At 71.4% G+C, this 15,618-nt stretch carries 14 protein-coding genes; 5 read left to right on the top strand and 9 right to left on the bottom strand.

Annotated elements, in window-relative coordinates:
• Window positions 1–217: 217 nt before the first annotated feature.
• The 4 genes from grpE to ACGFN2_RS06850 all read right to left on the bottom strand — a co-directional run bounded on the left by grpE (window position 218) and on the right by ACGFN2_RS06850 (window position 5,671).
• A complete protein-coding gene (gene grpE / locus ACGFN2_RS06865; RefSeq protein ID WP_362615046.1) occupies window positions 218–850 on the bottom strand; it encodes a nucleotide exchange factor GrpE in 633 nt (210 codons plus the stop codon).
• Window positions 847–2,739, bottom strand: a complete 1,893-nt coding sequence (gene dnaK, locus ACGFN2_RS06860; RefSeq protein ID WP_393358114.1) for a molecular chaperone DnaK — start codon at window positions 2,737–2,739, stop codon at window positions 847–849. The genes grpE and dnaK overlap by 4 nt, the downstream gene beginning before the upstream one ends.
• 386 nt (window positions 2,740–3,125) lie before the next feature.
• Window positions 3,126–4,187 (bottom strand): type III polyketide synthase, encoded by a 1,062-nt coding sequence (locus ACGFN2_RS06855; protein ID WP_362612475.1) that lies wholly within the window; start codon window positions 4,185–4,187, stop codon window positions 3,126–3,128.
• Between the two features lie 275 nt (window positions 4,188–4,462).
• Entirely contained in the window at window positions 4,463–5,671 is a 1,209-nt protein-coding gene (locus ACGFN2_RS06850) for a cytochrome P450 (protein ID WP_393358111.1), read from the bottom strand.
• Between the two features lie 499 nt (window positions 5,672–6,170).
• On the opposite strand from ACGFN2_RS06850, the gene ACGFN2_RS06845 reads away from it, so the two are divergent.
• The gene (locus tag ACGFN2_RS06845) at window positions 6,171–6,905 is read left to right on the top strand and encodes an SDR family oxidoreductase (RefSeq protein ID WP_362612480.1); all 735 of its coding nucleotides are present in this window, start codon (window positions 6,171–6,173) and stop codon (window positions 6,903–6,905) included.
• Window positions 6,906–6,982: 77 nt separating this feature from the next.
• On the opposite strand, the gene ACGFN2_RS06840 is transcribed toward ACGFN2_RS06845, so the two are convergent.
• Together ACGFN2_RS06840 and ACGFN2_RS06835 are read right to left on the bottom strand one after the other, a co-directional pair.
• The gene (locus ACGFN2_RS06840) at window positions 6,983–7,297 is read right to left on the bottom strand and encodes an SCO5918 family protein (RefSeq protein ID WP_362612482.1); all 315 of its coding nucleotides are present in this window, start codon (window positions 7,295–7,297) and stop codon (window positions 6,983–6,985) included.
• 119 nt (window positions 7,298–7,416) lie between these two features.
• Entirely contained in the window at window positions 7,417–8,916 is a 1,500-nt protein-coding gene (locus tag ACGFN2_RS06835) for a DEAD/DEAH box helicase (RefSeq protein ID WP_393358108.1), read from the bottom strand.
• An 842-nt stretch (window positions 8,917–9,758) separates the two neighbouring features.
• Between ACGFN2_RS06835 and ACGFN2_RS06830 the strand changes: the two genes are divergently transcribed.
• The 4 genes from ACGFN2_RS06830 (at window position 9,759) to ACGFN2_RS06815 (ending at window position 12,997) form a co-directional block, all read left to right on the top strand.
• Entirely contained in the window at window positions 9,759–10,442 is a 684-nt protein-coding gene (locus tag ACGFN2_RS06830) for a CBS domain-containing protein (protein ID WP_362612487.1), read from the top strand.
• Window positions 10,443–10,603: 161 nt separating this feature from the next.
• Entirely contained in the window at window positions 10,604–11,311 is a 708-nt protein-coding gene (locus ACGFN2_RS06825) for a response regulator (protein WP_393358106.1), read from the top strand.
• Between the two features lie 92 nt (window positions 11,312–11,403).
• Window positions 11,404–12,300, top strand: a complete 897-nt coding sequence (locus ACGFN2_RS06820) for a universal stress protein (RefSeq protein WP_362612492.1) — start codon at window positions 11,404–11,406, stop codon at window positions 12,298–12,300.
• Between the two features lie 73 nt (window positions 12,301–12,373).
• The gene (locus tag ACGFN2_RS06815) at window positions 12,374–12,997 is read left to right on the top strand and encodes a CBS domain-containing protein (RefSeq protein ID WP_393358104.1); all 624 of its coding nucleotides are present in this window, start codon (window positions 12,374–12,376) and stop codon (window positions 12,995–12,997) included.
• A gap of 74 nt (window positions 12,998–13,071) precedes the next feature.
• On the opposite strand, the gene ACGFN2_RS06810 is transcribed toward ACGFN2_RS06815, so the two are convergent.
• From ACGFN2_RS06810 to ACGFN2_RS06800, 3 genes are all read right to left on the bottom strand, one after another.
• On the bottom strand, window positions 13,072–14,316 hold the full coding sequence (locus tag ACGFN2_RS06810; protein WP_393358102.1) for a PP2C family protein-serine/threonine phosphatase: 1,245 nt from the start codon (window positions 14,314–14,316) through the stop codon (window positions 13,072–13,074).
• Window positions 14,317–14,327: 11 nt separating this feature from the next.
• On the bottom strand, window positions 14,328–14,648 hold the full coding sequence (locus ACGFN2_RS06805) for a GYD domain-containing protein (protein WP_362612499.1): 321 nt from the start codon (window positions 14,646–14,648) through the stop codon (window positions 14,328–14,330).
• 230 nt (window positions 14,649–14,878) lie between these two features.
• Entirely contained in the window at window positions 14,879–15,511 is a 633-nt protein-coding gene (locus ACGFN2_RS06800; protein WP_393358100.1) for a sigma-70 family RNA polymerase sigma factor, read from the bottom strand.
• Between the last annotated feature and the right edge of the window lie 107 nt (window positions 15,512–15,618).

The following is a 15,618-nucleotide window of genomic DNA, read 5'->3' as shown; positions in this document are numbered from 1 at the left end:
GTCGGGTGCCCCTGCGACTCGAACGTATGCGTAGAAGCGCACACGGTTCGGCGATTTCCTTTACGCGGAAGTCCGGCCTCGCCCCGCGGCGCAGGGCTCACCGGTCAGCAATCGGACAGGTCAACGTACCTACGGGCAGCCCTTGGGTGCACGCGGGCGCAAGAAGGCAGGCGAAAAACCGGACGGGCAGCTCAATTCCGGGGTGCGGAAAGGTAATTCAGGTACCGGTGGTGATGCCGGCCGCGGGTGGTTCGCCCGTGACCGCCACCTGTGCGGGGCGCAGCAGACTGTCGCCGACCCGGTAGCCCTGGCGGAGCACCTCGGTGCACACGGGCTCCCCGAGCCGGTCGGTCGGCGTGAAGGTGACGGCCTCGTGGATCAGCGGGTCGAAGGGGTCGCCCACCGCGCCGAAGGTCTCCAGGCCCAGCGTGGCGAGCTCGGTGTGCAGTGACTCGGCGACACGCTGGAAACCACCGGTCACCTCGCCCTGCACGGTGGCCTCGGCGAGCGAGTCGAGCACGGGCAGCAGCCGGTTGAGCACATTGGCCACCGCGATCTCGCCGACCGCCAGCCGGTCGCGGTGGACCCGCTTGCGGTAGTTGTCGTACTCGGCCTTCAGCCGTTGCAGATCGGCTGTGCGCTCCCGGAGTTCGGCGTGCAGCACGGCCTCCGGCGACGTCGGCCGGCCGGTGGACTCGTCGGGGCCGGACGGCCTGCCGGTGCCCTGGCCGGTCCGTTCCTCCGGGTGGCCGGCGGCCTCCGGCGGGCCGGGCGGGGCGTTCTCCGCCGGCCCGTGTCCGACGAGGGCCAGCGGCGGGTGGGGGCCGTGGACGTTGGTCGGGCGGTTCATCGTGCGCTGCCCTCCTGCTTGTCGTCGTCGACGATCTCCGCGTCGACGACCTCGTCCTCGCCGCCGTCGGCAGCGGTCCCCTCACCGGCAGCCGTGCCCTCGGCTCCCGGGGTGGTCTGGGCGCCCTGGGTGTCGGCGTACATGGCCTGGCCCATCTTCTGGGAGACGGCCGCGAGCTTCTCGGTGGCGGTGCGGATCTCCGCGGTGTTGTCGCCGTCGGAGGACTGGTTCTTGAGCTTCTCCTTCAGCTCGGTGGCCGCTTCCCCGACCTCGGTCTTGACCTCGGCGGGGAGCTTGTCCCCGTTGTCCTGGAGGAACTTCTCGGTCTGGTAGACGAGTTGCTCGCCCTGGTTACGGGTCTCGGCGGCCTCCCGCCTGCGGCGGTCCTCCTCGGCGTGGTGCTCGGCGTCGCGGACCATCCGGTCGATGTCGTCCTTCGGCAGCGAGGAGCCGCCGGTGACGGTCATCTTCTGCTCCTTGCCGGTGCCCAGGTCCTTGGCCGTGACGTGCATGATGCCGTTGGCGTCGATGTCGAAGGAGACCTCGATCTGCGGGACGCCGCGCGGGGCCGGCGGCAGGCCGGTCAGCTGGAACATCCCGAGCTTCTTGTTGTACGCCGCGATCTCGCGCTCGCCCTGGTAGACCTGGATCTGCACGGACGGCTGGTTGTCCTCGGCCGTCGTGAAGATCTCGGACCGCTTGGTCGGGATCGTGGTGTTGCGTTCCAGGAGCTTGGTCATGATGCCGCCCTTGGTCTCGATACCGAGGGACAGCGGGGTGACGTCCAGCAGAAGGACGTCCTTGACCTCACCCTTGAGGACACCGGCCTGGAGGGCGGCGCCGACGGCGACGACCTCGTCCGGGTTGACGCCCTTGTGCGGGTCCTTGCCGGTCAGCTCCTTGACCAGCTCGGTCACCGCGGGCATCCGGGTCGAGCCGCCGACCAGGATCACATGATCGATGTCGGAGACCTTGATCCCGGCGTCCTTGATCGCGTTGTGGAACGGCGTCTTGCAGCGTTCCAGCAGGTCCGAGGTGAGCTGCTCGAACTGGGAGCGGGTGAGCTTCTCGTCCAGGTGCAGCGGCCCGTCGGCCGACGCGCTCAGGTACGGCAGATTGATCGTGGTCTCGGTCGCCGCCGACAGTTCGATCTTCGCCTTCTCGGCGGCCTCCCGGAGCCGCTGGGTGGCCATCTTGTCCTGGGACAGGTCGATGCCGTACGCGTTCTTGAACTGCTTGGTCAGATGGTCGACGATCCGCTGGTCCCAGTCGTCCCCGCCCAGGTGGGTGTCGCCGTTGGTGGCCTTCACCTCGACGACGCCGTCACCGATCTCCAGCAGCGAGACGTCGAAGGTGCCGCCGCCGAGGTCGAAGACCAGGATGGTCTGGTCGTGCTCCTTGTCGAGGCCGTAGGCCAGGGCCGCCGCGGTCGGCTCGTTGACGATACGCAGCACCTTCAGGCCCGCGATCTCGCCGGCCTCCTTGGTCGCGGTGCGCTGGGCGTCGTTGAAGTACGCCGGAACGGTGACCACGGCATCCGTGACGTCCTCGCCGAGATACTCCTCGGCGTCGCGCTTGAGTTTCTGCAGCACCCGCGCGGCGATCTCCTGGGCGGTGTACTGCTTGCCGTCGATGTCGCCGTGCTCCGGGAAGCGCCAGTCCGACTCGCCCATGTGGCGCTTGACCGACCGCGCGGTGCGGTCGACGTTGGTCACGGCCTGCCGCTTGGCGATCTCGCCCACCAGCACATCGCCGCCCTTGGCGAAGCCGACCACCGAGGGGGTCGTCCGGGCGCCCTCGGCGTTGGTGATGACCGTGGGCTCGCCGCCCTCCAGCACACTGACCACCGAGTTCGTCGTACCAAGGTCAATACCCACTGCACGCGCCATGGTCTTCTCCTCACCTTGCGGCCCGCTCGCGGAACGGCCCCGCGTAGGCCTCCTCACCTGCTGATACGGGGAGCAAGCCGCCTCTATTCATCTGCATAAATCGCGCTGACCCACATGTCAAGATATTCCTATTCAAGGCAAAAGTCCGGTATGCGCCAACCGCTGCCGGGCCACTCCCGCCCGCCGCCCGCCGGTGATCCCGCTCCCGGCGTCCGGCCGTGCCTCGGCGCCTCCCGGGCCGGCCGGGCCCCGCCCTCTGCCGTGCGGCCGCCCCCACGCCGGTCCGCCCGCTACCCCAGCGGAGTGATCCGCCGGGGTACGCGCTGCGCGGGCACCGGCGCGGTGCGCCCGGCGGATCACCGGCCGGGCGCACCGCGCGGTCGTGCTCACGCCGCGACGGGGGCCGCGGCCCAGGTGCCGAGGGACATCTCGGCGGTGATGCCGGGACCGAAGCCCGCCAGCAGTCCGCGCTGGCCCTCGACGGCCGACTCCTCGTCGAACATCCTCGCCAGGGCGTCCAGCACCACACCGCTGGCGATGTTGCCGTACTCGGTCAGCGTCGCCCGGCTGAAGCGGAACGCCTCGGGGGGCACTTCGAGGAAGCGGCACAGGTCGTCCAGGATGCGCGGACCGCCCGCGTGGACGATGTAGAAGTCCAGTTCACCCGCGTCCCATTGGTGCTGCTCCGCGACGGCCCGCAAGGCCGGGGCGAGCGGCTCCATGGTGCCGGGCACGCGCTTGTCCAACTGGAAGTGGAATCCGGTGGCCCGTATCGCGTAGGAGATCCAGTCCTCGGTGTGCGGGATCAGATACGAGCTGTTGCGCTCCAGGCGGACGCCGGTACCGCCGCTTCCCCGGACCACGGCGGCGGCCACCGCGTCGCCGAACAGCCCGTTGGACAGCAGCGATCCGACACCCAGATCCGTCGGCTGGTAGCACAGTGAGCAGAACTCGCACGCGACGATGAGGACGTTGGAGTCGGGGTACGCCGTGCAGAAGTCATGGGCCCGGTTGATCGCGGCGCCGCCCGCGGCACAGCCGAGCTGGGCGATCGGCATCTGCCGGGTCTCCGAACGGAAGCCGAGGGTGTTGATGAGCCATGCCGTCAGGGACGGCATCATGAAGCCGGTGCAGGAGACATAGACGATCAAGTCGATCTGGTCCGGCTCCAGTTCGGCCTGGTCGAGTGCCTTGCGCACCACGGCCGGGACGCGGGCCTTGGACTCCTCCTCGTAGACCGCGCTGCGGGAGTCGAGCCCGGGGTGCTTGAGCACCTTGTCGATCGGCTGGATCAGATGCCGCTTGCGGACACCGGTGTGCTCGATCAGGCGGAGCACCAGTCTCAGCTGCGAATGATCCTTGTGCAGCCGTCGCGCGAGTTCGAGGGTGTCGTCCTGGGTGATGACGTATTCAGGGACCGCGATTGCAGGTTTGCACAGAACCGCCATGGGATGGGCTCCTTGCAGACATGTGGCCCGGCAGGGAATTCCCGGATTCCATTTCGGATCGCTGTCGTCCGGTGCCTCCCGCCGCGGTCAACCCGTCCGGAGAACCGGAACGTTGACCGCGGTGGAATCGGCGGACTGAAATGCGCGACCCTGGAGAGAACTGTGCGCGGGCCAGCCGTCGAAGAATGAACTCTCCCCGTACAGGTGGATCTTCTTTCCGACTTGTAACCGTACGCCAGTGAGGTGAGTTCTGCATGCGCGGCGCCCGGCCCGCATTACCAGGCGACCGGCAGCTCCAGCGGATAGCGCCAGATCGAGGTCGTGTTCCAGCGCACGTCCTCGGCCGGCTGGGCCAGCCGGAGCCCGGGGAAGCGCTCCAGGAGGGAGCCGAGCGCGACTTCCAGCTCCGTGAAGGCGAGCGGGGCGCCCAGGCAGTGGTGGCCGCCCCAGCCGAAGGTCATGTGCGAGGGCCGGTCCTCGCGCTCCAGGTCCAGCTCGTCGGGCCGGTCGAACTTCCGGCCGTCCCGGTTTGCGGTCAGGTAGGAGACGTGCACGATGTCCCCGGCCCGGATCGTCACCCCGCTCAGCTCCACGTCCTCGGTGGCGACGCGGGGGATACCGACGCCCTTGCGGAAGGGGATGAACCGCAGCAGCTCCTCCATCGCCTGCGGCAGCATCTCCGGGTGGGCCCGTACCCTCGCGAGGTCCTCGGGCCGGGTCAGCAGGGTGTAGGCGAGGTTGCCGATCTCGTAGGTGGTGGTGTCCTGGCCGGTGATGAGCAGGACCATGGCCAGGACGGTGAGTTCCTGGTCGTTGAGGAGTTCATCGCCGTCGCGCGCCGTCGCCAGCGCGCTGATCAGGTCGTCTCCCGGGTGCTGGCGCCGCTTGGCGGTCAGCGTCTTGAAGTACGCGCGCATGTCGGCCTTGGCGCGGACGGCGCTGTCCCGGTTCTCCACGGTGACGTTCATCATCGTCCGTGCGTGCCCGCGCAGTTGCGCCCGGTCGGCCTCGGGGATATCGAGGACCTCGCAGATCGTCGTCAGCGGCAGCGGGGACGCCAGGCTCTCCATCAGGTCGGCGGGGGAGCCCTGTGCGGTCATCCGGTCCAGCAGGTCGTCGACGACGTGCTGGGTACGGGCCCGCATCCGCTCGACCTGGCGCGGGGCGAACGCCTTGGAGACCAGGCTCCGCAGGCGGCTGCTGGCGGGCGGGTCCATCACATTGATGGCCTCGTCCTGCACGATCGGCTCGGGAGTCATCCGCGGGAAGTCCCGGCCGATGATGGCACTGCGGCTGAAGCGCCGGTCGGTCGTCACCGTGCGCACATCCTCGTACCGGGTCACGAGCCAGGCCTCGCCCTCCCCATAGGGCAGCTTGATACGGGCAACCGGTTCCTCGGTCAGCAGACGCTTGAGCGTCGGATCGAATTCCAGTGCCTCGGCGTAGTCGAAGGGGCAGTTCCACACGGTGGCGCCGGGTTCCATAATGAACTCCCGAAGTCATAGATGACGAGTGGATTCACCGTCTGTGAAGGCAGAATTGAGGCGCAGATACCAGTGCGTACCGGCCGTCAGCCGGCAGTGCGCCCATTCATCCCGGATATCGTAAACACGGGTGCGCGGGGGCGGCTTTACCGTTCGATCACGCAGCGGAATGGTGGGTGCCGCGCTCCGTTGTTCTCCGGTGAATTACGGCCGTGGGCGGGTGCCCGGGGTATTGCGCCATAAGGGTGAGCCCGGCTTCCGTACGGTCGGCGAACGGCTCCCGCGGTGCCGGGACGCCGGCGCGGGAGGGCGGCTACGGCCCGTGCGGTGTCACCTCGGCCGGAAGGGCCGGGGCACGGTGGCAAACCTCCTTGCCGGGACAGCAAAAGAGCCGGGACGAAGGTGCCTGGGTGTGCGGCACCCCGGCACGGCTCGTCCTGGTTGCGGTGCGGGCCGCCCTGGAGGCTCACCGGTGATGGCAACGAACAAGGGAGCAGCCATGACGGAGCAGCAGAAGGTCATCCTGATCACCGGCGCGAGCAGCGGCATCGGCGAGGCGGCCGCCCGCCGCCTGGCCGCCGACGGACACCGCGTCGTCCTCGGCGCCCGCCGCACCGACCGGCTGGAGAAGCTGTCCCGCGAGCTCCGCGACCACGGCGGCACCGCGTCCTTCCGGCGCCTGGACGTCACCTCGCTCGACGACATGAGGTCCTTCGTCGACGCCGCGGAAGCGGAACACGGACGGATCGACGTGCTGGTCAACAACGCGGGGGTGATGCCGCTGTCGCCGCTGGAGTCGCTGCTGGTGGAGGAGTGGGACCGGATGCTCGATGTGAACGTGCGCGGGGTGCTGCACGGCATCGCCGCCGCACTGCCCGTGATGCGGGCCCAGGGCGCCGGACACGTCGTCAACATCGCGTCGATCGGCGCGTACGAGGTGGTGCCCACCGCAGCGGTCTACTGCGCCACCAAGTTCGCGGTCCGCGCGATCTCCGACGGGCTGCGCCAGGAGTCCGCGAACGGCATCCGGGTCAGCGTGGTCTCGCCGGGCGTCACCGAGTCCGAACTCGCGGACACCATCACCGACCCGGCGGCCCGCGACGCCATGACGGCCTACCGCGCCGTGGCCCTGCCGGCCGCCGCCATCGCCGATGCCATCGCCTTCGCGGTCAACCAGCCACCGGAGGTCGATGTGAACGAGGTGGTCGTGCGACCGGCGGCCCGTACCTGCTGACGGGCGCCGTACGGCAGCGGGCCGGGCCCCGACCGGTGTGGTCGGGGCCCGGCCCGCGCTGTCCGGTGTGCCCGGTCTCAGCTCGCCGGGTCACCGTCCGGCGCCGGCGGGGCGTCCAGCAGGGCCGCCGCCTCCTCCAGCGGAGTGCGGGCGACCGGGGCCGGGGAACTACAGGTGAAGCCCAGACGGGTCAGCGCCCGGGTCACCTCGCCGGCGGTGAAGTCGCGGCGGTCCTGCCGGGTGATGACCTCGCCGACCTGCTTGACGGGGTAGTGACGGCCGCCGATGAGCACGGAGTCACCGGTGATGGGTTCGGGCTTGACGCCCTTCATGGCGGCCTGCACCTCGGTCTTGATCAGGTCGAAGGGGAAGCGGGCGATGACGCAGCGCATAGTGCCTCTACAGGGTCGAAGAGAAACCGTAAACGGCCTGACGGGAGAGCGAAGAAAGAGCGGGGTGCGAGGCGGACGAGTTCCGTTTCTGTGAGGTCTCTGGGGGCCTCTGGGGGCCTCTATGAGGTCTTGCCGGCCGAGGGGCGCCGCCGCTGCGACGTCCCGGACGTGGCCCCGGGCGCTCCGGAGGACCGGCGGGCCCGGCCGGAGCGTCCGCGCCGGCTGCGGGTGGCGGAGCCGCCGCGCTGGGGGGTGTCGGCGGGCGGCGCGGCGATGGTGACGGGAACGCCGGAGGGGGTCCGGGCGCCGGTGATCCGGGTCAGCTCGGCCTCCCCGGAGCGGACCTGGGTGGACTGCGGGGTGATCCCCGCATCGGCCATCAGCCGGTCCATCTCGCGGCGCTGGTTGGGCAGGACGAGGGTGACGACACTGCCGGACTCACCGGCGCGGGCGGTGCGGCCGCCGCGGTGCAGGTAGTCCTTGTGGTCGGTGGGCGGGTCGACATTGACGACGAGGTCGAGATTGTCGACGTGGATGCCACGGGCGGCGACATTGGTGGCCACCAGCACGGTGACCTGCCCGGTCTTGAACTGGGCCAGGGTCCGGGTCCGCTGGGGCTGAGACTTGCCGCCGTGCAGGGCCGCGGCGCGTACCCCGCTGTTCAGCAGGTGCTTGGTGAGCTTGTCCACCGCCCGCTTGGTGTCCAGGAACATGATCGACCGGCCCTCGCGGGCGGCGATCTCGGTGGTGGTGGCGTGCTTGTCGGCGTCACGGACGTGCAGCAGGTGGTGTTCCATCGTGGTGACGGCACCCGCCGACGGGTCGACGGAGTGGACCACCGGGTCCGTCAGATAGCGCCGGACCAGCAGGTCGACGTTGCGGTCCAGGGTGGCCGAGAAGAGCATCCGCTGCCCCTCGGGACGCACCTGGTCGAGCAGCGCGGTCACCTGGGGCATGAACCCCATGTCGGCCATCTGGTCGGCCTCGTCCAGCACCGTGATGCCGACCTGGTTCAGACGGCAGTCACCACGGCCGATCAGGTCCTTGAGCCGTCCGGGGGTCGCGACGACGACCTCGGCCCCGCCGCGGAGCGCGCCGGCCTGGCGGCCGATCGACATCCCGCCGACGACGGTGGCCAGCCGCAGCGACAGCGCACGGGCGTACGGGGTGAGCGCGTCGGTGACCTGCTGCGCCAGCTCCCGGGTGGGCACCAGGACCAGGGCCAGGGGCTTGCCCGGCTCGGCGCGCTGGCCGGCGGTACGGGCCAGCAGGGCCAGACCGAAGGCGAGCGTCTTGCCCGAGCCGGTGCGGCCACGGCCCAGAACGTCGCGGCCGGCCAGCGAGTTCGGCAGCGTGGCGGCCTGGATCGGGAACGGGGTGGTCACGCCTTCCGCGGTCAGCGCCGTCAACAGCGCGGCCGGCATGTCCAGTTCGGCGAACTTCTCGGCCGGCGGCAGCGCGGGCGTCTCCGTGACCGGCAGGGCGAACTCGCCCTGCGGTGCGGGACGACGACGCTTGCCGCCGGAGCGCTGGGACCCCTGCGCGCGGTGGCCGCCACGGCCCGAACCGGCGGAGCGGGTACGGGAGGAGCGGTCGTTCGGGCGGGATGTGCGGTTCATGGAGAACCTTCCTCGATGCGGTACGTCGAAGAATTCCCGGCAGCTGTGAGCCGCGCACAAGAGAATCGCAGAACGGACCGGAGAAAACAGATGGAACGTAGCGGGGCGGAGTCGACCGCCGCCGCGGGGAAAAGCGGGCGTCGCACAGGGCAACGAGCCAGGACCCGCACCCACAGTGCGCGCCCCGGCCGCGGTGTCCTCGTCAGCGTCAGACGCCCTGAGTGGCACTGTCCGGGTGCTGGGCGGAGGCGTCGGCGCCGCCGTCCCGCTCGATGAAGCAGCGCCCCTCGTCCGAGGTGAACCACTTCATGCTGCCGGTAGCCATGGCATATCTCCTTCGGGGGCAGAGCCGGGGCCGCGCTGCGCGGACCCCGTGTCGCCGCGATGATTGCCCCGTCCGGATAGCCGGAATTGCAAGAAAGCGCCCGCCGACCTGAAAGGCGGCGGGGTGCGAGAAGTCTTTGGGAACCACAACTGCAACTCCGATCGACACTAGCACGCACGAGCAACCCCACGCGGCCGATGCTCCGCCCTTGGGGGCTGCGGAAACCCCCGCTACCGGGGCGGGAATTCCGGTGGTCGCGGCGCGGAATATCCGCCTCCGGGCCCACCGCAGGCGGCTGCCCGGCGCGCTCCCGGGACCCGGCCACCGCCCGCACCCGCGCCCCGCCGCCGAGGAGGGCCTCCGCGCCTCGTCCCGCACCCTGCGGCCGCCGCAGGAGGCGGGGCTCCTGTCCGACGGCGGGAAGGGGCCGGACGGCCCTGTGCGGCGCGGCCCGGAGCATTCCAGGCTGGAGGTGACACGGGCCGGGTGACGCCGGTCCGGGTACCGAGGAGGCATCATGCAGAACACTCCGCACCTCGTCAGCGATGTGATGACGCAGACCGTGGCCGCCGTCGACCGCGAGGCCCGGTTCAAGGAGATCGTCGAGACCATGGAGCGGTGGCAGGTCAGCGCGCTGCCGGTGCTGGCGGGGGAGGGCCGGGTGATCGGCGTGGTCTCCGAGGCCGATCTGCTGCCCAAGGAGGAGTTCAGGGAGTCGGAACCCGACCGCCTGGAACAGCGGCGACGGCTCGACGACGTGCGCCGCGCGGGCGCACTGACGGCGGGGGAGCTGATGACCGGTCCCGCGCTCACCGTGCGCCCCCATGCCACGCTGTCCCAGGCGGCCCGGACCATGGCTCGCAGGTCCGTCAAACGGCTGCCGGTGGTGGACGGACAAGGGATGCTCCAGGGCATCGTCAGCCGCGCCGACCTGCTGAAGGTCTTCCTGCGCTCGGACGACGATCTCGCGGAGGAGGTCAGGTACGTCATGGGTGAACTGTTCACGGCGCCGGTCCGGGACCTGCGGGTCACGGTCGCCGACGGGGTCGTCACGCTCAGCGGCCAGGTCAGGGACACCTCGCTCATCCCGGTGGCGGCCCGCCTGGTGCGGGCGGTCGAGGGGGTCGTGGACGTGGAATTCGACGTCAACGCCCCGGCTGCCGCACGGGCCCGGACGCCGATGACGGGCCCGTACGGCTGACCGGCACCCGCCGGACGGGCGCGAGACGGGAGCGCCGGGGGCACGCGGTCGACGGCTGCCGGGCACCGTGCCGCCGCCGCGGCGCCCGTTCGGCCTGGCAGGCCCCTGCGAGAGGCGTCAGGATGGGGTGAGACGGACCTCATACCCGCCGGAGGGGCGTCATGAGCGACGCGGAGGCATTCTCCCCGGACCGGCCGGTCCGGGTGTTCCTGCTCGACGATCACGAGGTCGTCCGGCGCGGGGTGGCGGACCTGCTCGACGCCGAGTCCGGCATCGAGGTGGTCGGCGACGCCGGCACGGCGGCCCAGGCGCTCGCCCGCGGCCCGGCGCTGCGGCCGGACGTCGCGGTGCTGGACGTGCGGCTGCCGGACGGTGACGGCATCACCGTGTGCCGGGAGCTGCGCTCACACCTGCCGGGACTGGCCTGTCTGATGCTCACCTCGTTCGACGACGACGAGGCGCTGCTCGACGCGATCATGGCCGGTGCGGCCGGTTATGTGCTCAAGGAGATCAAGGGGGCCGATCTCGTCGCCGCGGTGCGCACCGTCGCCTCCGGCAGGTCGATGCTCGATCCCGCCACGACGTCACGGCTGATGAGCAGCCTGCGGGGCGACGACTCCGACGCGCCGCCCGAGGCGGCGGCGCTCTCCGGCCTGTCCCCGCGGGAACGGGAGATCCTCGGCCTGGTCGGCGCCGGATTGACGAACCGTCAGATAGGCAAGCGGCTCTATCTCTCCGAGAAGACCGTCAAGAACCACATCTCCCGCCTGCTGGCCAAACTCGGTGTGGAGCGGCGCATCCAGGCGGCCGTTCTCGCCACCCAGGCCGCCTCGGCGCCCGGCGCGGGTGCGGGCCCGCACGGAAGCTGAGGCGGGAGCGGCGGTGCGCGGCCCCGAACGGCCCGGAGCCCGGGTGACGGGCCGCTCCGGACCGTCTCTCCGACCCCGAAAGGAGGACGGCCATGGAGCCGGACCTCATCACCGTGGGGCTCGACGGCTCGCCGGAGAGCCTGGCCGCCGCGCAGTGGGCCGCTGACGAGGCGGACCGGCGCCATGCGGTGCTGCGGCTGCTCCACGCGTGGATACTGCTGGCCGCCGAGGTGCCGGACACGCCGCCCGAACGCGACCAGAACGCCCTCGCGCGCCGGCTCGTGCGCCGGGCCCTGGACGAGGTACGGGAACGCCGCCCGCACCTCCAGATCATCGAGGACCTGGTCGGGGAGGAGCCGGAACCCGCGCTGCTGCGCGCGGCCGGCGCCTCGCTGATGGTCGTGCTCGGCTCGCGGGCCCTCGGGACCTGGGAGAGCTACGTGCTCGGCGATATCAGCCTGGACGTCGTGGGCCGGGCCGAGGGACCGGTCGTCCTGGTACGGGCACCGGACCGGGCGACGACACCACGCCACCCCGCCGCGGACGGCACACCCCCCGCCCCCGAACCGCGGGTCGTCGTCGGCGTCAGCCTCCACGGCCCCTGCGACCGGATGCTCGCCTTCGCCTTCGACGCGGCGGCGCACCGCGGCCTGTCGCTGCAGGCCGTCCACGGGCGCCCGCTTCCCGTCCAGGCGTACACCCCGTGGGGCATCGACCCCGATGCCGCGAAGGAACTCACCAAGGAGGCGGACCTCGAACTGCGGGACGCCCTGCGCCCCTGGCGCGAGCGGTTCCCCGGGGTGCTCGTCCAGGAGACCGTGCTGCCGGAGAGCCCCACCCGGGCCCTGGTGCAGACGGTCTTCGGGGCCGAACTCCTGGTGGTCGGCCGCCGGCTGCACCGTCCCCTGCTCGCGCCCCGCGTCGGCCCGGTCGCGCACGCCGCCATGCACCATGTGACCTGTCCGGTCGCCGTGGTTCCGCACGACTGAGCGCGGACCGCGGCGCGCTCCCCGCACATCGGGCCGACGAGAGCGGCCCGGCACACCCGGAGGGACTGGTCAGATGAGGCACCGCAGCGTGGCAGACCTGATGACGCCCGAGGTCGTCGTCGTCCAACGGGGCACCTCCTTCAAGGAGATCGCCCGGCTGCTCGACGAGTACGACATCACCGCCGTCCCCGTGCTCGACGAGAACGACCAGCCGGTGGGCGTGGTGTCCGAGGCCGATCTGCTGCGCCGGCAGATCGCGAAGCTCGGGGCCAGCACCGCCGAAGCGCTCATGACCAGCCCCGTCGTGGTGGCACGCCCCGAGTGGAGCGTCGTCGAGGCCGCCAGGACGATGGAGCGGAAGAAGGTCAAGCGGCTGCCCGTCGTCGACGACTCCGGGCGGCTGATCGGTGTGATCAGCCGCAGCGACCTCGTGCAGTTGTTCCTGCGCCGGGACCGGGCCATCCAGGAGGAGGTGCTGGAGGAGGTACTGACGCGCACTCTCGGGGTGTCCCCGTCCGCGGTCACGGTCGACGTCTCCGACGGCCATGTGACCCTCACCGGCTCCCTGGAGCGCAAGAGCCTGCTCCCCATCGCCGTGCGGCTGTGCGAGAGCGTGGACGGGGTGGTCGAGGTGATCGACCGGCTCAGCTGTCTGCGGGACGACACCGCCGAGCCTGGGCGGGAGGGACCGGAGTGACACGAACGGGCCCGGCCGCCGGGCTCGCCGACCCGGCCCGGCGGGCCCGTAGCGCCGCCGCGGCCCGCCCGCAACTACAGGCGGACGACGACGAGGGCGATGTCGTCGCGGGCGCCCGCGCTGACGCCGAGGCGGTTGAGCAGCGCGTCGGCGAGGCGTTCGGGGCTGAACCGGCTGTAGCGGGTGAGGGCGTCGGTGAGCCGGGCGAGGCCGCGGTCGATGTCCTCGTCGCGGCGTTCGACGAGTCCGTCGGTGTAGAGCACGAGGGTGTCACCCGGCTCATACGGACGCCGGGCCTGGGGACGGGGCTCCTGCTCGGGATGGGCTCCCAGGGGCGGATCGGTGGCCCGGTCCAGGAGTTCGTGGGTGCCGTCGGCGTGTAGCAGGACGGGTGGCACATGGCCGGCGCTGCTGTAGGTGACCTGCCGGCCGGCGGTGTCGATCAGGACCTGTACGGCGGTGGTGGCCAGCGCCTTGTCGACGGAGCGGGCGTACAGGCCGAGCACCTTCAGCGCCTGCGCGGGACCGTCGACGGAGCGGGCGGCGGCACTGAGCGCGCTGCGGAGCATGCCCATGACGGCGGCGGCCTCCAGCCCGTGGCCGACGACATCGCCGACCGCGACCGCGAATCCGTCCTCCGGGAGGTCGACGATGTCGTACCAGTCGCCGCAGACGTTCAGGGAGCCGATGGCGGGGAGGTAGCGCACCGCGATGTCCCGGTGCCCGGCGAGGTCGGGGGAGTGCAGCATGGCCTCCTGGAGGGTGACCGCGACCTGGCGTTCGCGGGCATGGGCCCGGCGCAGCTCCTCGTTGAGGTGCTGCAGCGCGCGGGCCCGGACGTACAGCTCGGCCTCCATCGCCTCCTCCCGTTCGCTCAGCCGTCCGCCGGGCATCGGCCGGGCCCGGCGGGAGTGGACGAACGCCGTCACGTCCTCGACCCGGTGGATGATCCACGCCACCCCGTCGTCCGGCCCGGGGACGGGGGTGTTGATGGTGGACCACCAGCGTTCCTCGAACTCTCCCGGCCGGCCCGCCACGGGGATGTCGTACCGCTGCACCGCCATCGTGTCCGGCTCCCCGGTGGACAGGACACGGCGGAGCGAGGGGTGCAGGTTCTGCACCCCTTCGGCGTCGGGGTCCGCTGGGTTGTCCGGGAAGGCGTCGAAGACGTACTGCCCGAGCAGCTCGTCGTGGGTCCGCCCGGTCGCCTGGAGGTACGCCTCGTTGACGTCCACGATGACCAGCTCCGGATCGAGGACCAGGCACGCGCTCGGCGTCGCGGCGAACAGCGCCGCATGATCGAGCTCCGCTCTGCTCACGCGCAGGCGGGTCAGGCGCCCGGCGGGCGGAAGGCGACCGACTTCCTGGCGGCCTCGTCGATCTCCTCGACCGTCAGCAGCGGAACCGTCTTGGAGTGCAGGGCGCCGCTGGCGCGGACGGCCATGGCGATGGCCGCCATCGACAGGTGGTCGGGGAACTCGACGACGCAGTAGAAGTCGTCTTCCCCATAGGCGAAGTACAGCGTTTCGAGCCGGCCGCCACAGGAGCCGACCACCTGCTCGACGGCCGCCTTACGCCCGGAGCCGCCCTCCGCGAGCAGCCCCTTCATGCCCTCGGCGGTATAGCTGGCCTGAACCAGGTACTTCGGCATCCGGCTCTCCCATACGTCAGCCCACGCGACAGCGGACCGCGGCACGGCGGTCACAGAGCCACCCTCACCCGCACGGAACGCGGCGGCCACCGAGGAGCCGCCGAACGGATGACCGTGGCGCGGCCGGGACGCGTGCCGGGGGCGGCGGCCGGTGTCAACTCGGCCGGGGCGCGGGACCGCTCGCGCGGAGCGTCCCCGCACCCCGGCCCCCGGCGTCAGGGCGAGGCCGTCTAAGCGGACACCTGCCACGTCGCGCCGAACCGGGCCGGCGCCGCCTCGCGCTCCGCGCCGTCCGCCCGCCGTTCGGGGCCGTCCTCGGCCGAGTTCAGCAGCGCGATCAGCGTCTCCCTGGCCCGTGCCACCCGGGACCGGACGGTGCCCACCGGGCACCGGGCCACCGAGGCGGCCTGCGCATACGGCAGCCCCAGCAGCTGGGTGAGCACGAACGCCTCGCGCCGGGCGGGCGCGAGCGTACCGAGCAGGTCGGCGAGCACGACGCCCTCGTCGAAGCCCGGCAGCACCTCCGGCTGTGCCTGTTCCGCCATGGTCTGCCAGTCGTCGAGCGCGGCGATCCGGGGCCTGGCCCGGTTGGCGCGGATGCGGTCGGCGACCGTGCGGCGGGCGATCGTCAGCAGCCAGGTACGGGCCGAGGACCGGCCCTCGAAGGAGGGGAGGCCGCGGAGGGCCCGCAGATAGGTGTCCTGGACCAGGTCGTCCGCCGCCTGGAAGTCACCGCTCAGGTGCGTGACATAGCGCAGCACATCGCGCCGGGTGGCCCGGACGAACCGCTCGACGGCATCCTCGTCGCCGCTCCGGCCCTCCAGCGCCCACCGGGTCACCAGGGCGTCCTCAGCAGCACGCATACGAGGCCTCCGCTCCGTCGCACCCTTCCACGGGCAGCGGCACAAGCAGTGGCCGGGGCATCGGTACGGGCATGAATGTCTGTGAGAGCCGTGGGACCCGTATCCGG

The organism is Streptomyces sp. NPDC048612 (genome assembly GCF_043199295.1).
In the GTDB taxonomy this organism is placed as follows: Bacteria; Actinomycetota; Actinomycetes; order Streptomycetales; family Streptomycetaceae; genus Streptomyces.
Note: the sequence above shows the minus strand (reverse complement) of the source record. Positions and strands in the feature narration are given on the sequence as shown.